General features: G+C 67.1%; 19 protein-coding genes and 1 pseudogene. 8 read left to right on the plus strand and 12 right to left on the minus strand.

Annotation, left to right across the window (positions count from 1 at the left end):
• The first annotated feature begins 20 nt into the window (after window positions 1–20).
• Window positions 21–1,163 carry a serine hydrolase domain-containing protein gene (locus tag AC1RRR_RS24115; RefSeq protein WP_492816893.1) on the plus strand — a complete coding sequence of 381 codons (1,143 nt, stop codon included), beginning with the start codon at window positions 21–23 and terminating at the stop codon, window positions 1,161–1,163.
• On the opposite strand, the gene htpX is transcribed toward AC1RRR_RS24115, so the two are convergent.
• The 8 genes and pseudogenes from htpX to AC1RRR_RS24155 form a co-directional block, all read right to left on the minus strand.
• On the minus strand, window positions 1,160–2,101 hold the full coding sequence (gene htpX, locus AC1RRR_RS24120) for a zinc metalloprotease HtpX (protein WP_492816895.1): 942 nt from the start codon (window positions 2,099–2,101) through the stop codon (window positions 1,160–1,162). The two genes, AC1RRR_RS24115 and htpX, sit on opposite strands and share 4 nt — an antisense overlap.
• An 11-nt stretch (window positions 2,102–2,112) precedes the next feature.
• Entirely contained in the window at window positions 2,113–2,415 is a 303-nt protein-coding gene (locus AC1RRR_RS24125; protein ID WP_492816897.1) for a TFIIB-type zinc ribbon-containing protein, read from the minus strand.
• 279 nt (window positions 2,416–2,694) lie between these two features.
• On the minus strand, window positions 2,695–3,312 hold the full coding sequence (gene rpsD, locus AC1RRR_RS24130) for a 30S ribosomal protein S4 (RefSeq protein WP_291877282.1): 618 nt from the start codon (window positions 3,310–3,312) through the stop codon (window positions 2,695–2,697).
• A gap of 162 nt (window positions 3,313–3,474) precedes the next feature.
• Window positions 3,475–3,778, minus strand: a pseudogene (locus AC1RRR_RS24135) (type II toxin-antitoxin system RelE/ParE family toxin).
• Window positions 3,730–3,906: an antitoxin gene (locus AC1RRR_RS24140; RefSeq protein ID WP_492817147.1), complete on the minus strand. Its 177-nt coding sequence runs from the start codon at window positions 3,904–3,906 to the stop codon at window positions 3,730–3,732. Before AC1RRR_RS24140 ends, AC1RRR_RS24135 begins: the two are co-directional and overlap by 49 nt.
• Window positions 3,907–3,957: 51 nt before the next feature.
• Window positions 3,958–4,791 (minus strand): S-formylglutathione hydrolase, encoded by an 834-nt coding sequence (fghA, locus tag AC1RRR_RS24145; protein ID WP_492816899.1) that lies wholly within the window; start codon window positions 4,789–4,791, stop codon window positions 3,958–3,960.
• A gap of 19 nt (window positions 4,792–4,810) precedes the next feature.
• The gene (locus AC1RRR_RS24150; RefSeq protein WP_492816901.1) at window positions 4,811–5,809 is read right to left on the minus strand and encodes a class I SAM-dependent methyltransferase; all 999 of its coding nucleotides are present in this window, start codon (window positions 5,807–5,809) and stop codon (window positions 4,811–4,813) included.
• An 83-nt stretch (window positions 5,810–5,892) separates the two neighbouring features.
• The gene (locus AC1RRR_RS24155) at window positions 5,893–7,002 is read right to left on the minus strand and encodes an S-(hydroxymethyl)glutathione dehydrogenase/class III alcohol dehydrogenase (protein WP_492816903.1); all 1,110 of its coding nucleotides are present in this window, start codon (window positions 7,000–7,002) and stop codon (window positions 5,893–5,895) included.
• A gap of 147 nt (window positions 7,003–7,149) precedes the next feature.
• On the opposite strand from AC1RRR_RS24155, the gene AC1RRR_RS24160 reads away from it, so the two are divergent.
• Window positions 7,150–8,172, plus strand: coding sequence for an oxidoreductase (locus tag AC1RRR_RS24160; RefSeq protein WP_492816905.1), 1,023 nt, complete (start codon window positions 7,150–7,152; stop codon window positions 8,170–8,172).
• Here AC1RRR_RS24160 and AC1RRR_RS24165 read toward each other — a convergent pair.
• Both AC1RRR_RS24165 and AC1RRR_RS24170 read right to left on the minus strand, forming a co-directional pair.
• Window positions 8,162–9,160, minus strand: coding sequence for an alpha/beta fold hydrolase (locus AC1RRR_RS24165; RefSeq protein ID WP_492816907.1), 999 nt, complete (start codon window positions 9,158–9,160; stop codon window positions 8,162–8,164). The two genes, AC1RRR_RS24160 and AC1RRR_RS24165, sit on opposite strands and share 11 nt — an antisense overlap.
• Before the next feature lie 71 nt (window positions 9,161–9,231).
• Window positions 9,232–10,506: a DUF1254 domain-containing protein gene (locus AC1RRR_RS24170; protein WP_492816909.1), complete on the minus strand. Its 1,275-nt coding sequence runs from the start codon at window positions 10,504–10,506 to the stop codon at window positions 9,232–9,234.
• A gap of 117 nt (window positions 10,507–10,623) precedes the next feature.
• On the opposite strand from AC1RRR_RS24170, the gene AC1RRR_RS24175 reads away from it, so the two are divergent.
• Window positions 10,624–11,595 carry an alpha/beta hydrolase gene (locus AC1RRR_RS24175; RefSeq protein WP_492816911.1) on the plus strand — a complete coding sequence of 324 codons (972 nt, stop codon included), beginning with the start codon at window positions 10,624–10,626 and terminating at the stop codon, window positions 11,593–11,595.
• Here AC1RRR_RS24175 and AC1RRR_RS24180 read toward each other — a convergent pair.
• On the minus strand, window positions 11,592–12,401 hold the full coding sequence (locus AC1RRR_RS24180) for an RNA methyltransferase (protein ID WP_492816913.1): 810 nt from the start codon (window positions 12,399–12,401) through the stop codon (window positions 11,592–11,594). The genes AC1RRR_RS24175 and AC1RRR_RS24180 overlap by 4 nt on opposite strands.
• Before the next feature lie 77 nt (window positions 12,402–12,478).
• Between AC1RRR_RS24180 and AC1RRR_RS24185 the strand changes: the two genes are divergently transcribed.
• Entirely contained in the window at window positions 12,479–13,477 is a 999-nt protein-coding gene (locus AC1RRR_RS24185) for a serine hydrolase (protein ID WP_492816915.1), read from the plus strand.
• Here AC1RRR_RS24185 and AC1RRR_RS24190 read toward each other — a convergent pair.
• Window positions 13,474–15,897, minus strand: a complete 2,424-nt coding sequence (locus tag AC1RRR_RS24190; RefSeq protein ID WP_492817149.1) for an ATP-binding protein — start codon at window positions 15,895–15,897, stop codon at window positions 13,474–13,476. The two genes, AC1RRR_RS24185 and AC1RRR_RS24190, sit on opposite strands and share 4 nt — an antisense overlap.
• A gap of 249 nt (window positions 15,898–16,146) precedes the next feature.
• On the opposite strand from AC1RRR_RS24190, the gene AC1RRR_RS24195 reads away from it, so the two are divergent.
• From AC1RRR_RS24195 to AC1RRR_RS24210, 4 genes are all read left to right on the plus strand, one after another.
• Window positions 16,147–17,358: an NADP-dependent isocitrate dehydrogenase gene (locus tag AC1RRR_RS24195; RefSeq protein ID WP_454714805.1), complete on the plus strand. Its 1,212-nt coding sequence runs from the start codon at window positions 16,147–16,149 to the stop codon at window positions 17,356–17,358.
• Between the two features lie 370 nt (window positions 17,359–17,728).
• On the plus strand, window positions 17,729–18,793 hold the full coding sequence (locus AC1RRR_RS24200) for a type I restriction endonuclease (protein WP_492816917.1): 1,065 nt from the start codon (window positions 17,729–17,731) through the stop codon (window positions 18,791–18,793).
• Between the two features lie 109 nt (window positions 18,794–18,902).
• Window positions 18,903–19,481: a DUF2939 domain-containing protein gene (locus AC1RRR_RS24205; protein WP_492816919.1), complete on the plus strand. Its 579-nt coding sequence runs from the start codon at window positions 18,903–18,905 to the stop codon at window positions 19,479–19,481.
• A 13-nt stretch (window positions 19,482–19,494) separates the two neighbouring features.
• Window positions 19,495–20,424, plus strand: coding sequence for an AEC family transporter (locus AC1RRR_RS24210; protein WP_492817151.1), 930 nt, complete (start codon window positions 19,495–19,497; stop codon window positions 20,422–20,424).
• Window positions 20,425–20,552: the final 128 nt, after the last annotated feature.

The raw sequence follows: 20,552 nt of genomic DNA on the forward strand, positions 1-20,552 counted from the left end.
CAGCCTTCGGGGAGTTCATCGTGCGTCTTCGTAGTGCTTTGTTGGCCGCGTCGCTGGCCACCGTCTTCGCTGCGCCCGCCCACGCGGCTTCCGACTACAAGAAACTCGACGCCGAGATCGATCGCCTGATCGTCGCCGGCAAGATCCCAGGCCTGGCCGTGGCCGTGATCGACAACGGCAAGGTCACCCACGTCGTCGCCAAGGGCATGCGCAACGAGAAGGGCGATCCGCTGACGACCGACACGATCATGTACGCGGCGTCGCTGACCAAGATGACCTTCGCCTACTACGTCCTGATGCTGGTCGACGACGGTAAGATCGACCTGGACAAGTCGATCGCCGACTACTTGCCCGAGCCCCTGCCCGCCTATCCGAAATATGCCGACCTGGGCGTCGATGAGCGCTGGAAGACCATCACCCTCCGCCGCCTGCTGACCCACAGCTCGGGCCTGGCCGACCAGCGGTTCTATGATCCGGAGAACAAGTTCCGCTTCAATCTCGAGCCAGGCAGCCGCTACGCCTATTCGAACGAGGGCATCAACCTGGCCCAGCTCGTCATCGAGGAAAGCCTGGGCGTCAAGGTTGGCGACGAAATGAACCGCCGCCTGTTCCAGCCCTTGGGCATGACCCGCTCCAGCATGATCTGGCGCGACGACTTCAAGGGCAACCTGGCCGATGGCGTGCACGAGGACGGCAAGTGGGAGGCCCACGATGACCGCTCCAGCGTCAAGGCGGCCGGCTCGCTGGACACGACGATCGCGGACATGAGCAAGCTGGCGGCGGCCATGGTCTCGGGCTGGGGCCTCTCGGCCAAGACCCGCGCCGAGCTGGACAAGGCCAGCTTCCCGATCGTCAGCGAGGCCCAGTTCCCGCCGTTCCTGATCAAGGACAATCCCGACAACGCCAAGATCGGCCTGGCCGCCGGCATCGGCGTGGTCGTCTATGACGGACCGGAGGGCCACGCCTTCTTCAAGGGCGGCCATAACGACATCACCGACAACCACGTGGGCTGCGTCGAGAAGGGCAAGCGCTGCGTCGTCCTGCTCAGCAACAGCGGCCTGGGCCAGCGCCTCTATCCGACGCTGGTCAAGTCCGTGCTGGGCGACCTGGGCACACCCTGGGCTTGGGAATATCCCCGCAAGCTGCCGGTGGCCGCGCCTTAACCCCAAGGACCAGGATTGCTCGGCGGAACGACCGAAGACGTCACCGGGACGGCCGGCCGCCGCGCGCCCTGCCCCACGCCCAGCCGCATCAACGCCTCGACGCGGTTCTGGGTCGACGGGTGGGTCGAGAACAGGTTGTCCGCGCCCTTCCCGGCCAGCGGGTTGATGATGAACATGTGGGCCGTGGCCGGATTGCGCTCGGCGTCGTGGTTGACGTAGCCGCCGCGCGCATAGGCTTCGATCTTCTCCAGCGCGCGCGCCAAGGCGGCCGGGTCGCCGCCGATCTGGGCGCCGATGCGGTCGGCTTCGTATTCGCGAGCCCGGCTGATGGCCATCTGCACCAGCATGGCGGCGATCGGGGCCAGGATGGCGATGGCGATCGCGCCGATCATCCCGCCGATGCCGCCGCCATTGCCTTCCTCGTCGCGCGAGCCGCCGAAGAAGAACGCGAAATTGGCCAGGGCCGAGATCGCGCCGGCGATGGTCGCCGTCACGGTCATGACCAGGGTGTCGCGGTTCTTCACGTGGGCCAGCTCGTGGGCCATCACGCCGCGGATCTCGTCGCGGGTCAGCAGTTGCAGCAGGCCGGTGGTCGCCGCGACGGCGGCATTGGCCGGATCACGGCCGGTGGCGAAGGCGTTGGGCTGGGCGTTGTCGATGACCGTCACGCGCGGACGCGGCAGGCCGGCCTTCTGGGCCATCTCCACGACGTCGACCACATAGTTGCGGATCAGCGGCTCGGGATGGCTCTCGTCGACCTCCTGCGCGCCATAGGTCCGCAGCACGATCTTGTCGGCGTTCCAGTACGAGAAGGCGTTCAGGGCCAGGGCGAACGCCAGGGCGATCAGCATGCCGGTCGGCCCGCCGATCAGATAGCCCGCGCCCATGAACAGGGCCGTCAGGCCCGCCAGCAGCATGTAGGTCTTGAAGTGGTTCATCGTGCTTGTCGTCAGTCGAAGATGTCGAAGAGGTCGAAACGCTTCTTCTTGTGATGGCCGTACGCGCCGTGGCGACGGTGATCGTCGTCATCGCGGTCGTGGCGCTTGTGGTCGGCATAGTGGTCGGGGCGCTTGTAGGGCCTGGGCTCGGCATAGGCCGCCTGGACCTCCTCGCGCTCGATCACCATCAGCTTTTCCAGTTCGCCACGGTCCAGCCAGACGCCACGGCAGCGCGGGCACATGTCGAACTCAACGCCGGCGCGCTGCACGGCCTGCATGGAGCCGTCGCAGTTGGGGCACATCAGAAGGGGCATACGAAAACCTCCGGTCCAAAGAGATGGATCGGGTGTCCTCGTGTCGGAGGCGGCGCCTTCAGGGAGGGGGGCTTAGGCGGCCGGACCCAGTGACATCGAGAACACCCGATGCGGTCCGACATCACGAGTGCTTGCATCACTCGCCAGAGGGGCCCGGTCCCGCCCCATAAAGCTGGGGTAGCCTCCGGAGCCTTTCAAGGGGGCTCTGTCCCTTAAGGGGCGCAACAAAAAAGGCCCCGGATCGCTCCGGGGCCTTTTCCGTTGGTTCGGATCCGACGCTTACGAAGCGTAGAATTCGACGACCAGGTTCGGTTCCATCTTCACCGGATACGGAACTTCCGACAGTTCCGGAGCGCGGACGAAGGTGGCCGACAGGCTCTTGGCGTCGACCGAGACGTACTCGGCGAAGTCACGCTCGTTCGAGGCGACGGCTTCGAGGACCAGAGCCATGTTGCGCGACTTTTCGCGAACCTGGATCACGTCGCCGGCCTTGCAGCGGTACGACGGGATGTTCACGCGCTTGCCGTTCACGGTCACGTGGCCGTGGTTCACGAACTGGCGGGCGGCGAACACGGTCGGCACGAACTTGGCGCGATAGACGATGGCGTCCAGGCGCGACTCGAGCAGAGCGATCAGGTTCTCCGAGGTGTTGCCCTTGCGGCGAGCAGCTTCCTCGTAGGTGCGCGAGAATTGCTTCTCGGTCAGGTTACCGTAGTAGCCCTTCAGCTTTTGCTTGGCGCGCAGCTGCAGACCGAAGTCCGAAACCTTGCTCTTGCGGCGCTGGCCGTGCTGGCCGGGACCGTACGAGCGTTGGTTGACCGGGGACTTCGGACGGCCCCACAGGTTTTCACCCATGCGGCGGTCGATCTTGTACTTGGCGCTATGGCGCTTGGACATAAGTCACTCTTTATTCGATCCGGGCCGGCTCCCCCAAAGGAGGTGCGATCTCAACGGCGGCTTCGGGTCAATCCGTCATGCGGTTTTCGCGCCGTCCGGCGAGCCGGCGGCGTGAAGGGGTGGCTTATGGGCGAGAGAGGCCGGAGAGTCAATGTTGGCGGGTTATAGCTGAGCCGCATGCCGGATACGGACGACACGCACGACCCCGTCACCGAAATAGTAGCGGATCACATAGGGTGGCACGACGACCAGTTCCCTCAGCGTGGCGGTCGCTCTGCGGCCACGCTCTGGATGATCCGCCAAGCTCTCGACCGCCCCCCCTCAGGCGCACGGCCATGCGTTGCGCGGCCAATGGGCTGAACTGTCCGATATATTCGCGAATGGCCATCAGGTCGGCCAGCGCGCGTTTTGTCCAGACTACTTGCGCCACTTGGCTGGTGCGGGTTGCTCGTCTGGCGTTCCCCAGGTGTCGAGCCAGGCCGCCACCTCTTCGTGCGGCACCACACGGCCGGCGGCGATGTCAGCCATGCCTTCCGCATCGGCGGCCGCTTCGGCTTCCTCGTCGATCTCGAAGATGGAGGGTTCGGGAACCATGAGGGCAGCATAGCAGATCGCCATGCGCCCTCAACGGTCAGAAGCCAGAAACTACAATCTTTGAGCGTGCCACTCCAGGTGCTCGCCGATGAAGGTCGTGATGAAGAAGTAGCTGTGGTCATAGCCGTCCTGGCGGCGGACGGTGACCTTCCCGCCGGTCTTTTCGACGGCGGCTTCGATCAGTTCGGGCTTCAGTTGGCTTTCCAGGAAGTTGTCGGCCAGGCCCTGGTCGATCAGGATGTCGTCGAAGGCCTCGCCCGCTCCGTCCTCGATCAACGCGCAGGCGTCGTGAGCGCGCCAAGCGGCACGGTCGGGACCCAGATAGGCCGTCATCGCCTTGTCGCCCCACGGGCAGTTCAGCGGCGAGACGATCGGCGAGAAGGCGCTGACCGACTTGAACAGGTCCGGGTTGCGCAACGCCAGGGTCAGCGCCCCGTGGCCGCCCATCGAGTGACCGAAGATCCCTCGCCGGCCTGCGTCCAGCGGGAAGGCGCCGTCGACGGCCTCCAGCAGGTCCTTGGTCACATACGAGTACATCTGGAAGTGCGGCGCCCACGGGGCCTGGGTGGCGTCGACATAGAAGCCAGCGCCCTGCCCCAGGTCGTAGGCCGGATCGTCAGCCACGCCCTCGCCGCGCGGGCTGGTGTCGGGCGCCACGATCGCCACGCCGTGCTGGGCGGCATAGGCGTAGCCCCCCGACTTCACCGTGAAATTGTCCTCGGTGCAGGTCAGGCCCGACAGCCAGACGAGATAAGGGAAAGGCCCCTCCCCGTCTGGGGTCCACACCGTGAACTTCATCGGCGTGCCGGTGCTGGCGCTGGCGTGCCGGCAATAGCGCAGCGTGCCGCCGTGGACGCGATGGGTGTTGAGGATTTCCAAGGTCATGTCGCCATCCGTTCGATGGTTAGCCTTCGCCGCGTCGCAGCCAGAACGCGCCGGCGTGCTTGGCCGCGCCCTTGAACGCGCTGCGGCGATAGAGCGGCAGGAGGGTCGGCCTGAACACCTTGGCGTCCGAGGCGTAGATGCCTGGAAACTCGATCTGGTCCCCGCCGGCGCCGCCCAGCAGATAGGCCGCCAGCAGATACTGCTCGCTGTAGAACCGGTCCATCCAGGCCTGCGGATAGTCGTTCGGCAGGAACACGTCGTGCAGGCCGTACATCACCCCGGCGGGCAAGGCCGGCAGGGTCTCGGTGAAGAACACCGTGACGTCCGAATTGGGCAGGCTGCGGTGGCTGTTGTCGATGAAGACGATGTCGTTGGCTTGCAGTAGATCGCCGTACAGGCGGTCCGGCACCTTCTCGAACGGACGGCGGATGACCTTGTCGCAGATCCGGTCGACCTCGGCCCGCGGATAGGGGTCGATCGAGATGATCTTGGTGGACAGACCCCCGTCGCGGATGGCGCGGCGCGCGAACTTGGTCGAGTTGCCGGACCCGACTTCCAGATAGGTCGCCGGCTTCAGCGTGCGGACCATGGCGTACAGGACCATGCCGTCCAGGGTCGGGAACATGCCGTTGATCCAGCCGGGCTCGTCGCCCTCGGGGATCTTGGGGATGCGTTTCAGGTCGGGCAGGTAGTGCTGGATCTGGTCCAGCCAGAACGTGATGCGAGGATGGGACGCGACCAGCTGGTCGACGATCTTCCGCCCGCCAACCGACTTGGCGTAGGGCCGCTGGCGCATCTCATAGGGATAGTCTGAGACGAACAGTCGCCCCTCGTCCCGCGCCGCCAGCAGCCCGCGCGCCTCTTCCACGGCGGGATCGATCGGCGGCGGTTGCGGAGCCTCGACGACGGGTTCGGGCTCCGGCGCCACAGCCTCGACCACCGCCGGCTCGAGCACGGGCGGCTCAAGCGCTGGCGGCAAGGTCTCGGCGCGTTTCTGGAACCGCTTGAGGAACGACATAAGCACCCGTGGCGTGTGATCGAAACCTGCGGGAGACGCGCCCGCCAACGCGTCTCTCGACTGCGGCGATTCCCGTTCGGGACCTAGAACGTCACCACGGTCCGGATGCTCTCGCCCGCATGCATCAGGTCGAAGGCCTTGTTGATGTCTTCCAGCGGCAGGACGTGGGTGATCATCGGATCGATCTGGATCTTGCCGTCCATGTACCAGTCGACGATCTTAGGCGTGTCGGTGCGGCCGCGCGCGCCGCCGAAGGCCGTGCCCTTCCAGACGCGGCCGGTGACCAGCTGGAACGGACGAGTGGAGATCTCTTTCCCCGCCTCGGCCACGCCGATGATGATGCTTTCGCCCCAGCCGCGGTGGCAGGCTTCCAGCGCCGTGCGCATCACGCCGGTGTTGCCGGTGGCGTCGAAGGTGTAGTCCGCGCCGCCGTCGGTCAGGGCCACTAGGTGGGCGACCAGGTCGCCCTGCACGTCCGTCGGATTGACGAAGTGGGTCATGCCGAACTTGCGGCCCCAGTCCTCACGCGCCGGATTGAGGTCGACGCCGATGATCATGTTGGCGCCGACCAGCTTCAGGCCCTGGATGACGTTCAGGCCGATGCCGCCCAGGCCGAAGACGATGGCGTTGGCGCCCGGCTCGACCTTGGCGGTGTTGGTGACCGCGCCCACGCCGGTGGTCACGCCGCAGCCGCAATAACATGCGGTCTTGAACGGCGCGTCCTTGCGGATCTTGGCCACCGCGATCTCGGGCAGCACCGTGTAGTTCGAGAAGGTCGAGCAGCCCATATAGTGGGCGATGGCCTGGCCCTTGTACGAGAAGCGGCTGGTGCCGTCGGGCATCAGGCCCTTGCCCTGGGTGGCGCGGATGGCCGTGCACAGGTTGGTCTTGCCCGACAGGCAGCTTTTGCACTGGCGGCATTCCGGCGTGTAGAGCGGGATCACGTGGTCGCCGACGGCCACGCTGGTGACGCCCGCGCCGACCTCGACCACCACGCCCGCGCCTTCGTGGCCCAGGATCGAGGGGAAGATGCCTTCGCTGTCCAGGCCGTCCAAGGTGTAGGCGTCGGTGTGGCAGACGCCGGTGGCCTTGATCTCGACCATCACCTCGCCGGCCTTGGGCCCTTCCAGGTCGACCTCGACGATTTCCAGCGGCTTCTTGGCTTCGAAAGCGACGGCGGCGCGGGTCTTCATCTTGAGTCTCCTGGAGAGCGAACGCGCGCAATCTGCCGTCGAAGCGACGCCGGGTCGAGCCTCGATACGCACCCATTTTTTGCCCACCGTCGTGACCACGGTTCATCGAACAACTAGGGTCCCGAACCTTCGCCGTCGGAGCTGCCCATGACCAAGACTCTCAACGTCGTCCTGCTGGGCTACGGCATGGCGGGCAAGGTGTTCCACGCCCCGCTGATCGCCGCCACGCCGGGCCTGACGCTGAAGACCGTGGTCACCTCGCGGACGGACCAAGTGGCGGCGGACCATCCGGGCGCGGCCGTTATTCCCGACGTCGCCACGGCCCTGGCCGACCCCGCCATCGATCTGGTCGTGGTCGCCACGCCCGACGCCGTCCACGCCCAGCACGGCCGCGCGGCCCTGGCGGCGGGCAAGGCGGTGCTGATCGACAAGCCGTTCGCCACGACCCTGGCCGACGCCCAGGCCCTGGCGGAACAGGCCACGCACGAAGGCAAGCTGCTCAGCGTGTTCCACAACCGCCGCTGGGACAGCGACTTCCTGACCATCAGGCAGTTGATCGCCGACGGCGCCCTGGGCGAGGTCACGCACTTCGAGTCCCGCTACGACCGCTTCCGCCCCGTGGTCGTCGACCAGTGGAAGGAGAAGGCCGGCGCCGGCACCTGGTACGGCCTAGGCCCGCACCTCGTTGACCAGGCGCTGCAGCTGTTCGGCATGCCCCTGGGCGTCTATGCCGACTTCGCGGTGCAGAAGGATAATGGCCAGGCGGTCGACTACTGCCATGTGCTGCTGCGATATCCGCGCCTGCGGGTCGTGCTGCACGCCTGCCAGCTGGCGCCGACCAACGACCTGCGCTTCATCGTGCACGGGACCGGCGGCAGCTTTATCAAGCACGGCCTGGACCCGCAGGAGGCCGCCCTGGCCGGCGGCGCGAAGCCTGGCGGCGAAGGCTGGGGCGTCGATCCGCGTCCGGGCAGCCTGCTCCGCGTCGAGGGCGGTTCGGACTTCACAAACCTGCCTGGCGACTACCTGGCCTTCTATGCCGCCCTGCGCGACGCCCTGAACGGCGCGGGTTCGAACCCGTCGAACCCCGCCGACGCCCTGGCGACCATGACCGTCATGGACCTGGCCATGCGCAGCGCCCAGGAGCGGCGGGAGCTTCTCACTTCGTAGCCTGAACCTCCGCGATGAGCTCGCGGATCGCGGCCAGGACAGGCTCGGGCTGGTTGGCCTGCATGTAGTGGTTGGAGTTCGGCACGGTGATGTTCCGACCCCGGCTGGACCGCGCCGCCAGCGCCGCGTGCCCGCGCTTCACCACAGCCTCGACGGATTGATTGAAGAAGTCCGTCGCGCCGGGCGTGGGCGGGAACTGGGTCCGCGTCAGCACCACCACCGGCAGCGCGCCCCAGTCCTTTTTCGGTCCCGTATCCTCGTCGATATGGCTGTATTCCGAGGCGATCGTCTCCCACCGCTCGGGGCGCTGATAGACGGGCAGCATCCGCGCCGCCTCGTCGCGCGTGTAGTACGGCAGCTTGGCCCCGAAGCAGCCTTGCGGCGCCTCCAGCGTCATCTCGTGGCTACGCGCCTTGGCGGCGCAGTTGGACCACTTCTCCAGCGCCTTCACGCGCAGCCCGTCGAAGAACGTCTGCTCGCTGGGCGACAGGCCCAGGTCGTCCTGGCCGTAGAAGCCAGGATCGACCAGCACCATGCCGGCGACGTCCTTGGGGAAGCGCTCGTAATAGTAGGGTGCGTAGCGCCCGCCGATCGAGTGCCCGATCAGCACGAACGGCTTGCTCACCCCGGCCTTGCGCAGCAGGGCGTGCAGGTCGTCGGTGACGTTCTTGGGCGTGCGGGGCTGGTCCGAGGCCGGGCTCTGGCCATAGCCCGCACGGTCGTAGAAGCAGGTGCGGTTGGTCTTGCTGAGCTCGACCTGGATGTGCTGCCAGTCCAGGATCGTGCCGCCCAGGGCCTGCTCGAAGACCAGGGTCGGCGCGCCCTGGCCGATGCAGACCATGTTCAGCTGCCGGCCGCCGCCGATATCGACCAGGCGCTTGTCCAGCATTTCCGGACTGCCCGCCGTCATGGCCGGAACCACCGCCTGGGCCGACGACAAGGCCGGCCACAGGCACACCAACAGACCGATCACAAACCCACGCATCATCCCTCCGCTTGAAGCTCAACCAGAGCTTCAGCGGCGAACGGGACGATTCCATGGCGCCGCTTGGGCGTTCGCTAGGCCTTGACCACCGCCGGGAAGCGGAAGGTGCCACCGAGCAGCTCGGCCTTGGGCAGATAGGCGCGCAGATAGAGGGCGAACGGACCCGACTTCGGCGCGGGCAGCCAGTTGGCGCTGCGGTCGCCGCCGGGGTCGGTGCGGCCGATCCAGATGTCCAGCGCGCCGTCGGCGTTGCGCTTCAGGCCCGGCGTGCGGTCGCCGATCGTGTAGCGCTTGATCGGGTTGTCGGTGAAGAAGAACTGCCCGTCGGGCATGGCCTCGTACATCGACAGCGACCAGAAGCCGTCCAGCGGGATCTGGGCCGGCAGGCTCAGGCGATAGAGGCCGTCGCCCGTGAAGTTCCCCGCCCCGTCATCGCCGGCGGCCTTCATGTACATCGCCTCGGCTGGCGGCAGCGCGCCCAGGCCCTGCAGAGCGACGATGCCGCGATAGAGATAGTCCTGGCCGTAGTCGCCCAGGTTCGGGCGCGGATACGACCAGCCGCCGACGAAGGCCTGCCGCCCCTTGGCGAAGATGGTGATCATCCGGGCCTGCTCGACGCCAGCCGCTGCGGCGGCCTCGTCATAGGGTCCCGCGCCCAGGAAAGCGCCGGTGCGGGCCAAGATCTTCAGGTCGGTCGGCGGGGCCGGGTCGCTGGCCAGCAGGCCGCGAGCCGTCGCGAAATAGTCGGCCGGCTTGGCGTCGCGATTGGCATAGGCGGCGACCGGACCACCGGCGGGTCCCTTCACGACGAAGCCGTCCTGGGCCTTGTGGGCGGCGTCTAGATCGGCCTCGCCATTGACCAGCGTGCGGACCAGCAGCCAGACGTGCGGCGTGGCGATCCGCGTCGGGTTCGGCCCACTCGAGGCCTGCCCCGGCCCGACCAGGGTGAAGGTCCCGCCCTTGCCGCCAATCGTGCGCGTGCCCAGCACCACGTTGTTGTTGGTGAACATGTCCATGACCGCCACCGAGTAGTAGCGCTCGCCCAGGGCCGGGATGGTCAGGGTCACCGGCCCCTTGGTCAGGTCCAGGAAGGCCGATGAGTACAAGGTGTCGTTATTGGGCGTCGTCACCCAGCGGGCGTTGTGGTCCGACAGGGTGCGGGTGTGGGAGATCCTGTTGATCGCCGCGCCCGGAGCCTTCAACAAGCGCGCGCGCGTCGTGGCCATCTCGATCAGCGGCAGGGCGTAGAGCCAGGCGTCTCGCGCGGCCGTCGGATCCCCCTGCGCCCGCGCCAGCGACGGAACCAGCCCCAGAGCGCCAGCCATGGCCAACCATTCCCGACGGTTCATCACGACCTCCCCAACATTTGTTTGAAGGGAGTTGAACGCGAGAACCGCCACAGTTCAAGCGGCGCCGAAGCATCGACCTCTCAGGGCATGGCAATGGCCAGGGCAAAGGAGACGCCCATGTCCAGATCCGCCCTACTCGCCGCCATCCTTTCGCTGGCGATCACGCCTGCCGCATTGGCCGCCGAGCGCCAGCATGTTCTGCCGGAGAGCCCCCGCCTGCTGGTGCGTGAGCAGCCACCCGCTTTCGGCGACCGCAGTCAGCCGGTGCTCTATGTCCATGGCGCGAGCTTTCCCTCGGCCCTGTCGGTGATGTTCCGTTTCGGTGGACGATCCTGGGCCGACGCGCTGAACGACGCTGGCTACGACGCCTTCGGCCTGGACTTCGCGGGCTACGGCGGATCGGAGCGCTATCCGGCAATGAACGGCCCGCAGGCAGGCGCTCCGCTGGGCCGCACCGAGGACGCCGTCCGCCAGATCGAGCGCGCCGTCGCCCTGATCCGCCGGGAGACTGGGGCCAAGTCCGTCGCGATCATCGCTCACTCGTGGGGGACCATGCCGGCGACACGCTTTACCGAGTTGCATCCAGAGCAGGTCAGCCGCTTGGTGCTCTTCGGCCCCATCCTGCGCCGCGACGGCCCCGGCGGGACCGAGCCCACAGCCTGGAACCTCGTCACCAACGATCAGCAACACCGCCGCTTCATCAAGGACGTACCGCCCGGCCATGCGCCAGTGTTGGAGGAAGCCGACTTCCCGGCCTGGGCGGCGGCCTATCTGGCGTCCGATCCCGGCGCGGCCCAGCGCTCGCCGCCGGCAGTCAAGGTCCCCTCAGGTCCCTCGGCCGACGTGTTGGACGCCTGGTCCGGCAAACTACCCTACGATCCGGCTCGGCTGAAGGTCCCGGTGATGGTGGTGCGCGGCGCCTGGGACAGCTCCTCGACAGCCGCCGACACGGAGCGGTTCTTCGCCGAGCTGCCACCGAACCTGGAGCGTCGCTTCGTCGAGATCCCCGAGGGCACGCACCTGCTGCACCTGGAGACGGGCCGCCACGCGTTGTACGCGGCGGTCAACGCCTTCCTGGCCGGGCGCTAGGCCTCGCCGCTCTCGGCCGCCTTTTTCGCCGCCAGCTTGGCCAGCACGCGACCCCGGCCCTTGCTCAGCGCGGTGATCACGCCTCGGAGGGTGCGGACCTCCTGGTCGGTCAGGCGCGCGCGCGCCAGGGGGACGCGCAGGTTGCGGACCATTGAGGGGCGCTTCTCCGGCGGATGATAGAAGCCGGCCTTGTCCAGCTCGCCCTCGAGGTGCTCGTACAGGCCCAGTAGCGTGGCCTGGTCGGCGGGCTCCTCGACATTGTGCTCGAACTTCTTCCAGGGTCGGTCGTCCTGGGTCATCTTCCATTCGTAGGCGTTGATCGACACCGCCTGGGCCAGGTTCAGCGAGCGGAAACGCTCGTCGATCGGGATCGAGACGATGGCCTGGCACAGGGCGATGTCGTGGGTCTCGAGCCCCGCGCGCTCGCCGCCGAACAGCAGGCCGACCTTGCGGCCGTTGGCGACTTCGTCGGCCAGGTGGCCGGCGCTTTCCCGCGGGGTGTAGACCGGCAGGCGCGTCTCGCGCGGGCGCGCGGTCGTGGCGTAGACCAGCTTCAGGTCGGCGATCGCTTCTTCCAGGGTGTCGAACACCTTGGCGTCGTCCAGCGGCCAGCTGGCGCCCGAGGCGCTGGCCCAGGCCCGTTCCTGCGGCCAGCCGTCGCGCGGCCGCACCAGGCGCAGCTCATAGAGCCCGAAATTGGCCATCACCCGGGCCACCGAGCCGATGTTCTCGGCCAGCTGGGGCTCGTTCAGGATCACGCAGGGGGGCGTGACTTTGGGGGGGACAGGCTTGAAGTCTTCGGTCATCCGCACCCTTTGCCGCCGACTGAGCGCCCGATGCAAGAGGCTGGCAGCCGAAACCGCCACGGCCGCGTTTACCCGGCATGTCCCGCCGCGCCGTCCTGACCGCCCTCCTCGCCCTGCCCCTGCTGCATGCCTGCGGCGAGAAAGAACCGATGCTGGGCCAGGAAGAGCCGATCATGAAGCCCAAGCGGCTGCAGAAGCGGATCGAGGCGATCGCCGCCCGCGCTCAGCCGGCGACCTTGGGCGTCGCGGTCGAGGACCTGACCACCCGGCAGATGTGGGTCTTCAACGGCGACCACGCCTTTCCGCTGGGCCCGGCCGCGCGGGTGCCGATCCTGGCGGCGACGATGGCCGAGACGGCGGGCGGTCGCCTGCCGCCCGAGACGACCATCCCCGTGCGCGACGTCGACCTGTCGCCGCCACCCAGCGCCGTCGCCGACGCCTGGCCCGAACGCCAGGTCTGGAGCGTCGTCGACCTGGAGGTGCTGGCCGAGCACGGCGACGCCACCGCCCTGGACCTGTTGACCAAGAAGATCGGCGGACCGGGCGCCGTCGGCGGCTGGCTGGACGTCAAGCGCATCGAAGGCGTCCGCGTTGACCGCTACCAGCGCCAGGTCCGCACCGAAGCCGTGGGCTTGGCCTCGTTCCGCGCCGACTGGAAGGGCGAAGCCGCCTGGAACAAGGCGATCGCCAGCGTGCCGCCCGCGCAACGCGCCCTCGCCGCCCGCGAACTGCAGACCGACCACCGCGATACCGCCACGCCCATCGGCATGCTGCGCCTGCTGGAGGCCTTCATGCAGCGCGAGCTGGGCGTGTCGCCCGACGCCGATCGCCTGCTGGGTCACGACCCCGGCCATCTGGCGCTGGCCTTGCCGAGAGGCGCCCGGCTGGCCCAGGCGGCCGGCTCGGCGCGCGCCGACCAGGGCTTCACGCCGTCCAGCCACGCCCTGGCCGTGGTCGAGCTGAAGGGCGGCCGGCGCGTGGCGTTCGTGGTGTTCCTGACCGGCTCCGCGGCCGACGCGGCGACCCGCGAACGGATCATCACCGACATCGGCAAGGCCGTGCTGGAAGAGTTCTAGCGCCGGCGCACCCGCGCCAGGGCCTCCAGCAGTTGGGCCGGATGCAGCGGCTTGGCCAGATGCAGATTGGCGCCGGCCGAGTGGGCGGCGGCGACGTGCTCCTCCATAGCGTTGGCGGTCAGCATGACGATCAGCACCGGCGGCGTGTGCGACGCTGCTTCACGCGCGCGGATGGCGCGGGTGGCGGTCAGGCCGTCCATCACCGGCATCTGCATGTCCATCAGCACGGCGTCGAAGCTGGCGGCCTCCAGGGCGTCCAGCGCCGCCTGGCCGTCCTCGACCATGGTCAGGTCCACGCCGAACGGCTCCAGCACGATCTCGACGACCTTGCGGTTGGTCGGATGGTCCTCGGCGACCAGCACCCGCAGGCCCTCCAGCGAGATCTCGCGGTCCTCCTCGACCGCCTTTTCGGCCAGATCGGCGCAGCGGATCAGCGGCAGCACCACCTCGAAGCGCGCGCCCTGGCCCGGCGTGGCGTCGGCGTCGATCGTCCCGCCCATCATTTCGGCCAAGGCGGCGCAGATCGACAGGCCCAGGCCCGTGCCGCCGAACTGGCGGGTGATCGACTGGTCGGCCTGGACGAAGCGCTTGAACAGGCGGTCGCGCACGGCCCCGTCGAAGCCGACGCCGGTGTCGTGGACCACGAAGCGCACCGCCTCGCCCACACGGTCGACCTCCAACGAGACCTCGCCTTCGGCCGTGAACTTCACGGCATTGGCCAACAGGTTGGAGAGGATCTGGCTGATCCGCCCGGCGTCGCCGTCATAGGTCCCCTCGGCGTCCGGGGCGACGGACCAGCGGAACACCAGGTGCTTGGCCTCGGCCGCCGCCGCGTGCAGCTCGGCCATGCCGCGCACCAGCTGGGTCAGGTCGAAGGCGCCGATGGTCAGCTGGAACTCGCCGGCCTCGATCTTGGAGACGTCCAGGATGTCGCCCAGCACCTGCTCCAGCAGGCGCCCCGACGACGAGACCAGGGCGGCCAACTCGCGGCGGGCCTCGGGATCTTCCTCATTGGCCAGGCGGTCGCCGATGGCGATGACGCCGTTCAGCGGCGTGCGCAGCTCGTGGGACATGTTGGCCAGGAACACTGACTTGGCCTGGTTGGCGCGCTCCAGTTCGGCGGTGCGCTCGGCCACGCGGTCCTCTAGCGAGCGGCGCAATTCCTCGTTGCGGTCGCGCTGGCGGCGCAGAGCGCGGGCCAAGGAGCCGATCTCGTCCGCCCGCGCCTCGATCGGGCGAGCCGCGGCGGGATCGCCCTGCTGCTGGGCGTCGGCCAGCTTTTCGAGCGGCTCGGTGACCATTCGGTTAGTCAGGCGATAGAGCAGCGGCGCCTGCAGGGCCACGCCGATGAAGCCGAACAGCAGCACCCACGAGGCCGTCTTCAGCGACGACCAGACGATGTCGCTGGACGGGAAGGCCATGATGAACCACCAGCCCGGCTCGACCAGGCGGCCATAGGCCACCAGCTTGTCGCCCTTGGGCGAGAGCACCGTGCCGACCTCGCGCTTCTGGGCGCCGATATGGTCGACCAGGCGCTTCAAGTCATTGTCGGTCTCGAACTTGCGCAGGATGCCGACATCGACGACGCCGTTGCGGGCCAGGCCTTGCGCCGCCACCAGCTCGCCGTCGTCGGCCACGATCAGGTTGCGCCCGCCCGGCAGGGCGTCGGCCACGGCGCGCAGCAAGTAGCTGTCCAGCGACAGGCTGGTGCCGAACGCCCCTTTGAACTGGCCCTTGTAGTAGAAGGGCGTCATGCAGGCCGCGTTCAGGCCCCGGCCGCTGGGGTCGGAGATCAGCCGCCGCAGCTTGGTGCACTTCATGACCCGGCTCGGATTGTTTTCCGGCAGGGTCAGCTGGGTCATTTCCTCGTGGGCGATGTCGAGGGTCGGCGGCGCGGTCTGGCGATAGAACATCAGCTTGTCGGGCCGGTTGGGGCCGAACATCACCAGTCGCGTGCGGGGCGTGAAGAAGTAGAAGTTGTCGTAGTGGCGGATTTCGGTCTCGCCGGTGGCGGCCACGACATCGGTCGCGCCGACGAACAGCTCCTGCTCGGGCAAGCTCATCGTATCGGCCTGCGGCAGGTAGGCGCCGACGCCATAGACGTAGCGATTGCCGATCCGCGCGCCGTCGAACAGGCCGGGGATGGAGCGACGGGTGCCGTCGCCCTTTTCCGGGAACAATCGCTCGAACTGGGCGTGGATCTCGGGGTCGTCGCTCATGGCCAGGCGCCGGGTCAGGGCCTCGCCCGCCGCGTCGTGGACCTTGACCAGGTCGGAGAACAGGCGGTCCTCGGTCTTGACCCGCTCGCCGACATATTCGGCCAGGTGCCGGGTCTGGGTGTCGGCCGCGCTTTTGCGCACGAAGACGAAGGCCGCCGCCGTCGCGACGCCCGTCACGGCGATCGACAGGATCGCCACCATGGTCAGCAGCCGCCGCGCCAAAGGCGCGGTCACCCCCGCTATAGCCTCGTTCAAGAAAGCTCCCTGGCCCGCGCCCCCGGGCCGTTATCCCCAAATCGCTACGCTTGAACGCTGAACTCACTAGCAAGGTGGAACCGACTGGCTTTTCCCCTGCGACGCAACAGTCTATAGCCTCCCGGTCCGCGCCGCTTCCTGGCCCTGTGCGCCAGATCGCCACAGGCGCGCCACCGCCAGAGGAACCTCCCCGCAATGGCCAAGATTAAAGTCGCCAACCCCGTCGTCGACATGGACGGCGATGAAATGACCCGGATCATCTGGAAGCTCATCAAGGATAAGCTGATCTTCCCGTACCTGGATCTGGAACTGGACTACTACGACCTGTCGGTCGAGAACCGCGACGCCACCAACGACCAGGTGACGATCGACGCCGCCGAGGCCACCAAGAAGCACGGCGTCGCCGTGAAGTGCGCCACCATCACGCCGGACGAGCAACGCGTCACGGAATTTAACCTCAAGAAGATGTGGAAGTCGCCGAACGGCACGATCCGCAACATCCTGGGCGGCGTGATCTTCCGCGAACCGATCATCTGCCAGAACGTGCCGCGCCTGGTGCCGGGCTGGACCCAGCCGATCATCGTCGGCCGTCACGCCTTCGGCGACCAGTACAAGGCCACCGACTTCCTGTTCCCGGGCAAGGGCACGCTGTCGATCAAGTTCGTCGGCGAAGACGGCGAAACCATCGAGCACGAAGTGTTCAAGAGCCCGTCGGCCGGTGTGGCCATGGGCATGTACAACCTCGACGACTCGATCCGCGACTTCGCCCGCGCTTCGTTCGCCTACGGCCTGGGCCGCGGCTATCCGGTCTACCTCTCCACGAAGAACACGATCCTGAAAGCCTATGACGGCCGCTTCAAGGACATCTTCCAGGAGATCTTCGACGCCGAATACGCCGACCAGTTCAAGGCCAAGGGCATCCACTACGAGCACCGCCTGATCGACGACATGGTCGCCTCGGCGCTGAAGTGGTCGGGCGGCTACGTCTGGGCCTGCAAGAACTACGACGGCGACGTGCAGTCGGACATCGTCGCCCAGGGCTTCGGCTCGCTGGGCCTGATGACCTCGGTGCTGATGACCCCGGACGGCAAGACGGTGGAAGCCGAAGCCGCCCACGGCACCGTCACCCGCCACTATCGCCAGCACCAGAAGGGCGAGTCGACCTCGACCAACTCGATCGCCTCGATCTTCGCCTGGACGCGTGGCCTGGCCCACCGCGCCAAGCTGGACAACAACCAGGAACTGGCCGACTTCGCCCTGACCCTGGAAAAGGTCTGCGTCGACACCGTCGAGAGCGGCTACATGACCAAGGACCTGGCCCTGCTGGTCGGCGACAAGCAAGGCTGGCTGACCACCGAAGGTTTCCTCGACAAGATCGACGAGAACCTGAAGAAGGCCATGGCCTAAGACTCAAGGCTCTTAGCCTAGAGACAAGAGCGCCCCGGAGGATCACCTCCGGGGCGTTTTCTATTCCGCCTTGCCGCGCTCCATCAGCGCCTTGCGCGAAGATCGCTCACAACAATCCTTGGGCGACAATTGACAAATACAACTTATAAGACTTCACTTGCGTACAAGTCGTCCTGTTGGGCGCCTTCCCCGATCCGTAGTCGAGAGTTTCCTCCCCGACCGGATCCGCCTCCAGCGCCGCTTCCGCCCCCGGGAGCGGCGCTTTTTTCTCCCGCTCCGAGCAGAAACTCGTTTTCACAACCACGACTGTGGACAACAGCGAGAACGAACGCCACGATGCCCTCAAAACGTGCACTGGGGAGGGCGCGACATGGATCTGACAACGCGACTAGCGGAGCTTCAGAAGCGAACGATTGAACATCGCGAAGTTCTGCTGACAGAGGAAGCCGCCAAGACGGCGCTCGTCATGCCGTTTATCCAAGCATTGGGCTACGACGTCTTCAACCCGTCGGAGGTCGTTCCGGAATACACCTGCGACGTCGGCACCAAGAAGGGTGAGAAGGTCGACTACGCGATCTGCGACGCCGGGAAGATCAAGATCCTGGTGGAGTGCAAACCGGCTTCGGCGGCGCTGAACCTGAACCACGCGAGCCAGCTCTTCCGCTACTTCAGCGTCACGGACGCTCGGCTGGCGATCCTGACGAATGGCGTCGTCTTCCAGTTCTATTCGGACGTGGAAGCGCCCAACAAGATGGACGACAGGCCGTTCTTCTCCTTCAGCATGGACACGCTGAAACCCACGGACATCCGAACGATCGAGAAGTTCTCGAAGCACGCCTTCGACATCGAAAAGATCGTTCAGGAAGCCGGCTTCCTCAAGCTGCAGTCCCTGCTGCGGAAGGAGTTGGAGAAGGAATTCTCCGATCCGTCCGAGGAGTTCGTACGCATGATGGCGAGCCGGGTTCACGACGGACGCATCACGTCTCAGGTTCGCGAAAACTTCTCAAAGCTGCTCACGAATACGATCTCGACGCTCATCAGGGACCTCGTGAACGATCGCCTATCGTCCGCTTTGAATGCATCAACCATTCCAGAGCAGACGGCGACCATCCAGGAGCCGGAAACCGAGGCCGAAATCGTCACCACTGCCGAAGAAATTTCGGGCTTCCATATCGTACAGGCCATCGCTGCAAAACACGTCAGCCCCAAACGGGTGGTGATGCGAGATGCGAAGTCCTACTGCGCCATCCTTCTGGACGACAATAATCGAAAGACCCTGGCGCGCCTCCATTTCAATGGCCTCACCACCAAGTATTTCGGTACGTTTGTGGGCAAGGAAGAAACGCGCCATCACATCAACGATCTCACCGATATCTACCAATTCGCGGATCAGATCGCACTGCGGCTGAAGGAGCTCGACGGAGCTCCCGACTAGAGATTTCTCGCCCCCTCCCCATAGCGAGCGCGCCTGACGCGCGAGCGCCCTTGCGGCGAACGGCGATAGCTGGTCTATCCGCGTTAACCTTTGAGGTGGGCAAAGCGGCATGACTCTGCAGAAGCGGATCTGGGACCTGATCGTCTTGGCGATCTTCGTCTTCGCCGCCGCCTTCGCCACGGCGCCCTGGTTCGCATTCCGGGCCCTGAAAGCCGCCGCCCAGTACGAAGACGTCCAGGCCATCGGCGAGCTGGTCGACTTCCCGGCCGTGCGCCGCAGCCTGACGGGCCAGCTCCTGGCCGATACGCCGGCCGCCCAACCTGAAGCCCCGTCGATCTGGCGCGATCCGCTCAGCGTCTTCAAGAAGGCCATCGAACCCCTGGCCCCGCCCGAGCCCAAGGTCGACCGCTACCTGACCGTGGCCGGCGTCTCGGCCCTGACTCGAGGCTATGCGCCCGGCAAGGCCCCGCCCGCCTCGGCCCGCGACGGCTCGCTGGGCGGTCAGATCAAGGACGTGGTGCGCGGCCCCTATCCCGGCATCGCCTATTGGGATCCCAACCGCGTGCGCATCTCGATCAAGCGCCCGGACGCCAGCGGCAAGGTCACGATCTTCACCTTCGAGCGCAAGGCGCTGTTTACCTGGAAGCTGGTGCACATCCGCCTGCCGGGCGACGAACGCCAAGGCTGACGCTTAACCCGTGCTGCCCCTCGTTCTCGACGTCGTCTCACGGGTCTGGCCGTTCTTCCTGCTGGTCGGCGCGGGCCTGACGCTGAGCCGTCTGCGCCTGCTCGACGCCAAGATGACCCAGGGCCTGTCGGCCTATGTCTACTGGGTCGGCTTCCCCGCCCTGCTGCTGCACTCGCTGTCGCGCCTGGGGCGCCCCGGACACGACCTGCTGCTGGGCCTGGCGGCCTATGCCGGCGCGGGCCTGCTGGTCATGGCCGTCGTCGTCACCGCCGGCCGCCTGCTGGGCTGGAGCAAGGCCGAGCGCGGCGGCGCGGGCATGGCGTCCGGCGTTGGCAACAGCGCCTTCCTGGCCCTGCCGATCACCGCCGCCGTCATGGGGGCCGAGACCGCCCGCCTGGTCGCCGGCGTCGTGGCCATCGACTTCGTGGTCATGGCCGCCACGGGCGTGGGCCTGCTGGGCTGGGCGGCGGGCCGTTCGGTCTGGCGCTCGACCGTCCAGGCGTTCCGCAATCCCGTCGTGGCCGCCGCCCTGGCCGGCGTCGCCCTGGCCCTGCTGGACCTGGCCTTGCCCGAGCCGCTGGACCGCGCCGTCGGCATGGCCGCCGTCTCGGGCAGCCCGGTCGGCCTGGTCGCCCTGGGCGCGGCCCTGGGCCTGCGCGAGACCGAGGGTCAGGCCGCGCCCTCGTGGGGGCCGGTCACCCTGGCCGCCATCGGCAAGCTGGTCGCCTTCCCGCTGCTGGCCTGGTTCCTGATCGGCCTGACCCCGGCCCCGCCCGCCTTCCGCGCCGGCGCGACCCTGCTGGCCGCCGCCCCGACCGCCGTGAACGTCTTCATCCAGACCCGCGCCTATGGCGTCTTCGCCCGCGGCGCGGCGCGCACGGTGGCCCTGACCACGGCCCTGTCGATGGTCACCCTGGCCCTGGCCGCCCTACTGCTGAAATAGATCCCGGAATCGGGCCGGCCGACCTTGCGTGTGTTTGACACCGCCGCCCCCGGCCGATAGACGCATTTGCGAGTAATTATCGATTGCATGGAAATCGCACAGTCATGGCGCTGGCGTCTTTCCGCGCC

It is taken from the genome of Caulobacter sp. GW821-FHT12D05 (assembly GCF_058807295.1).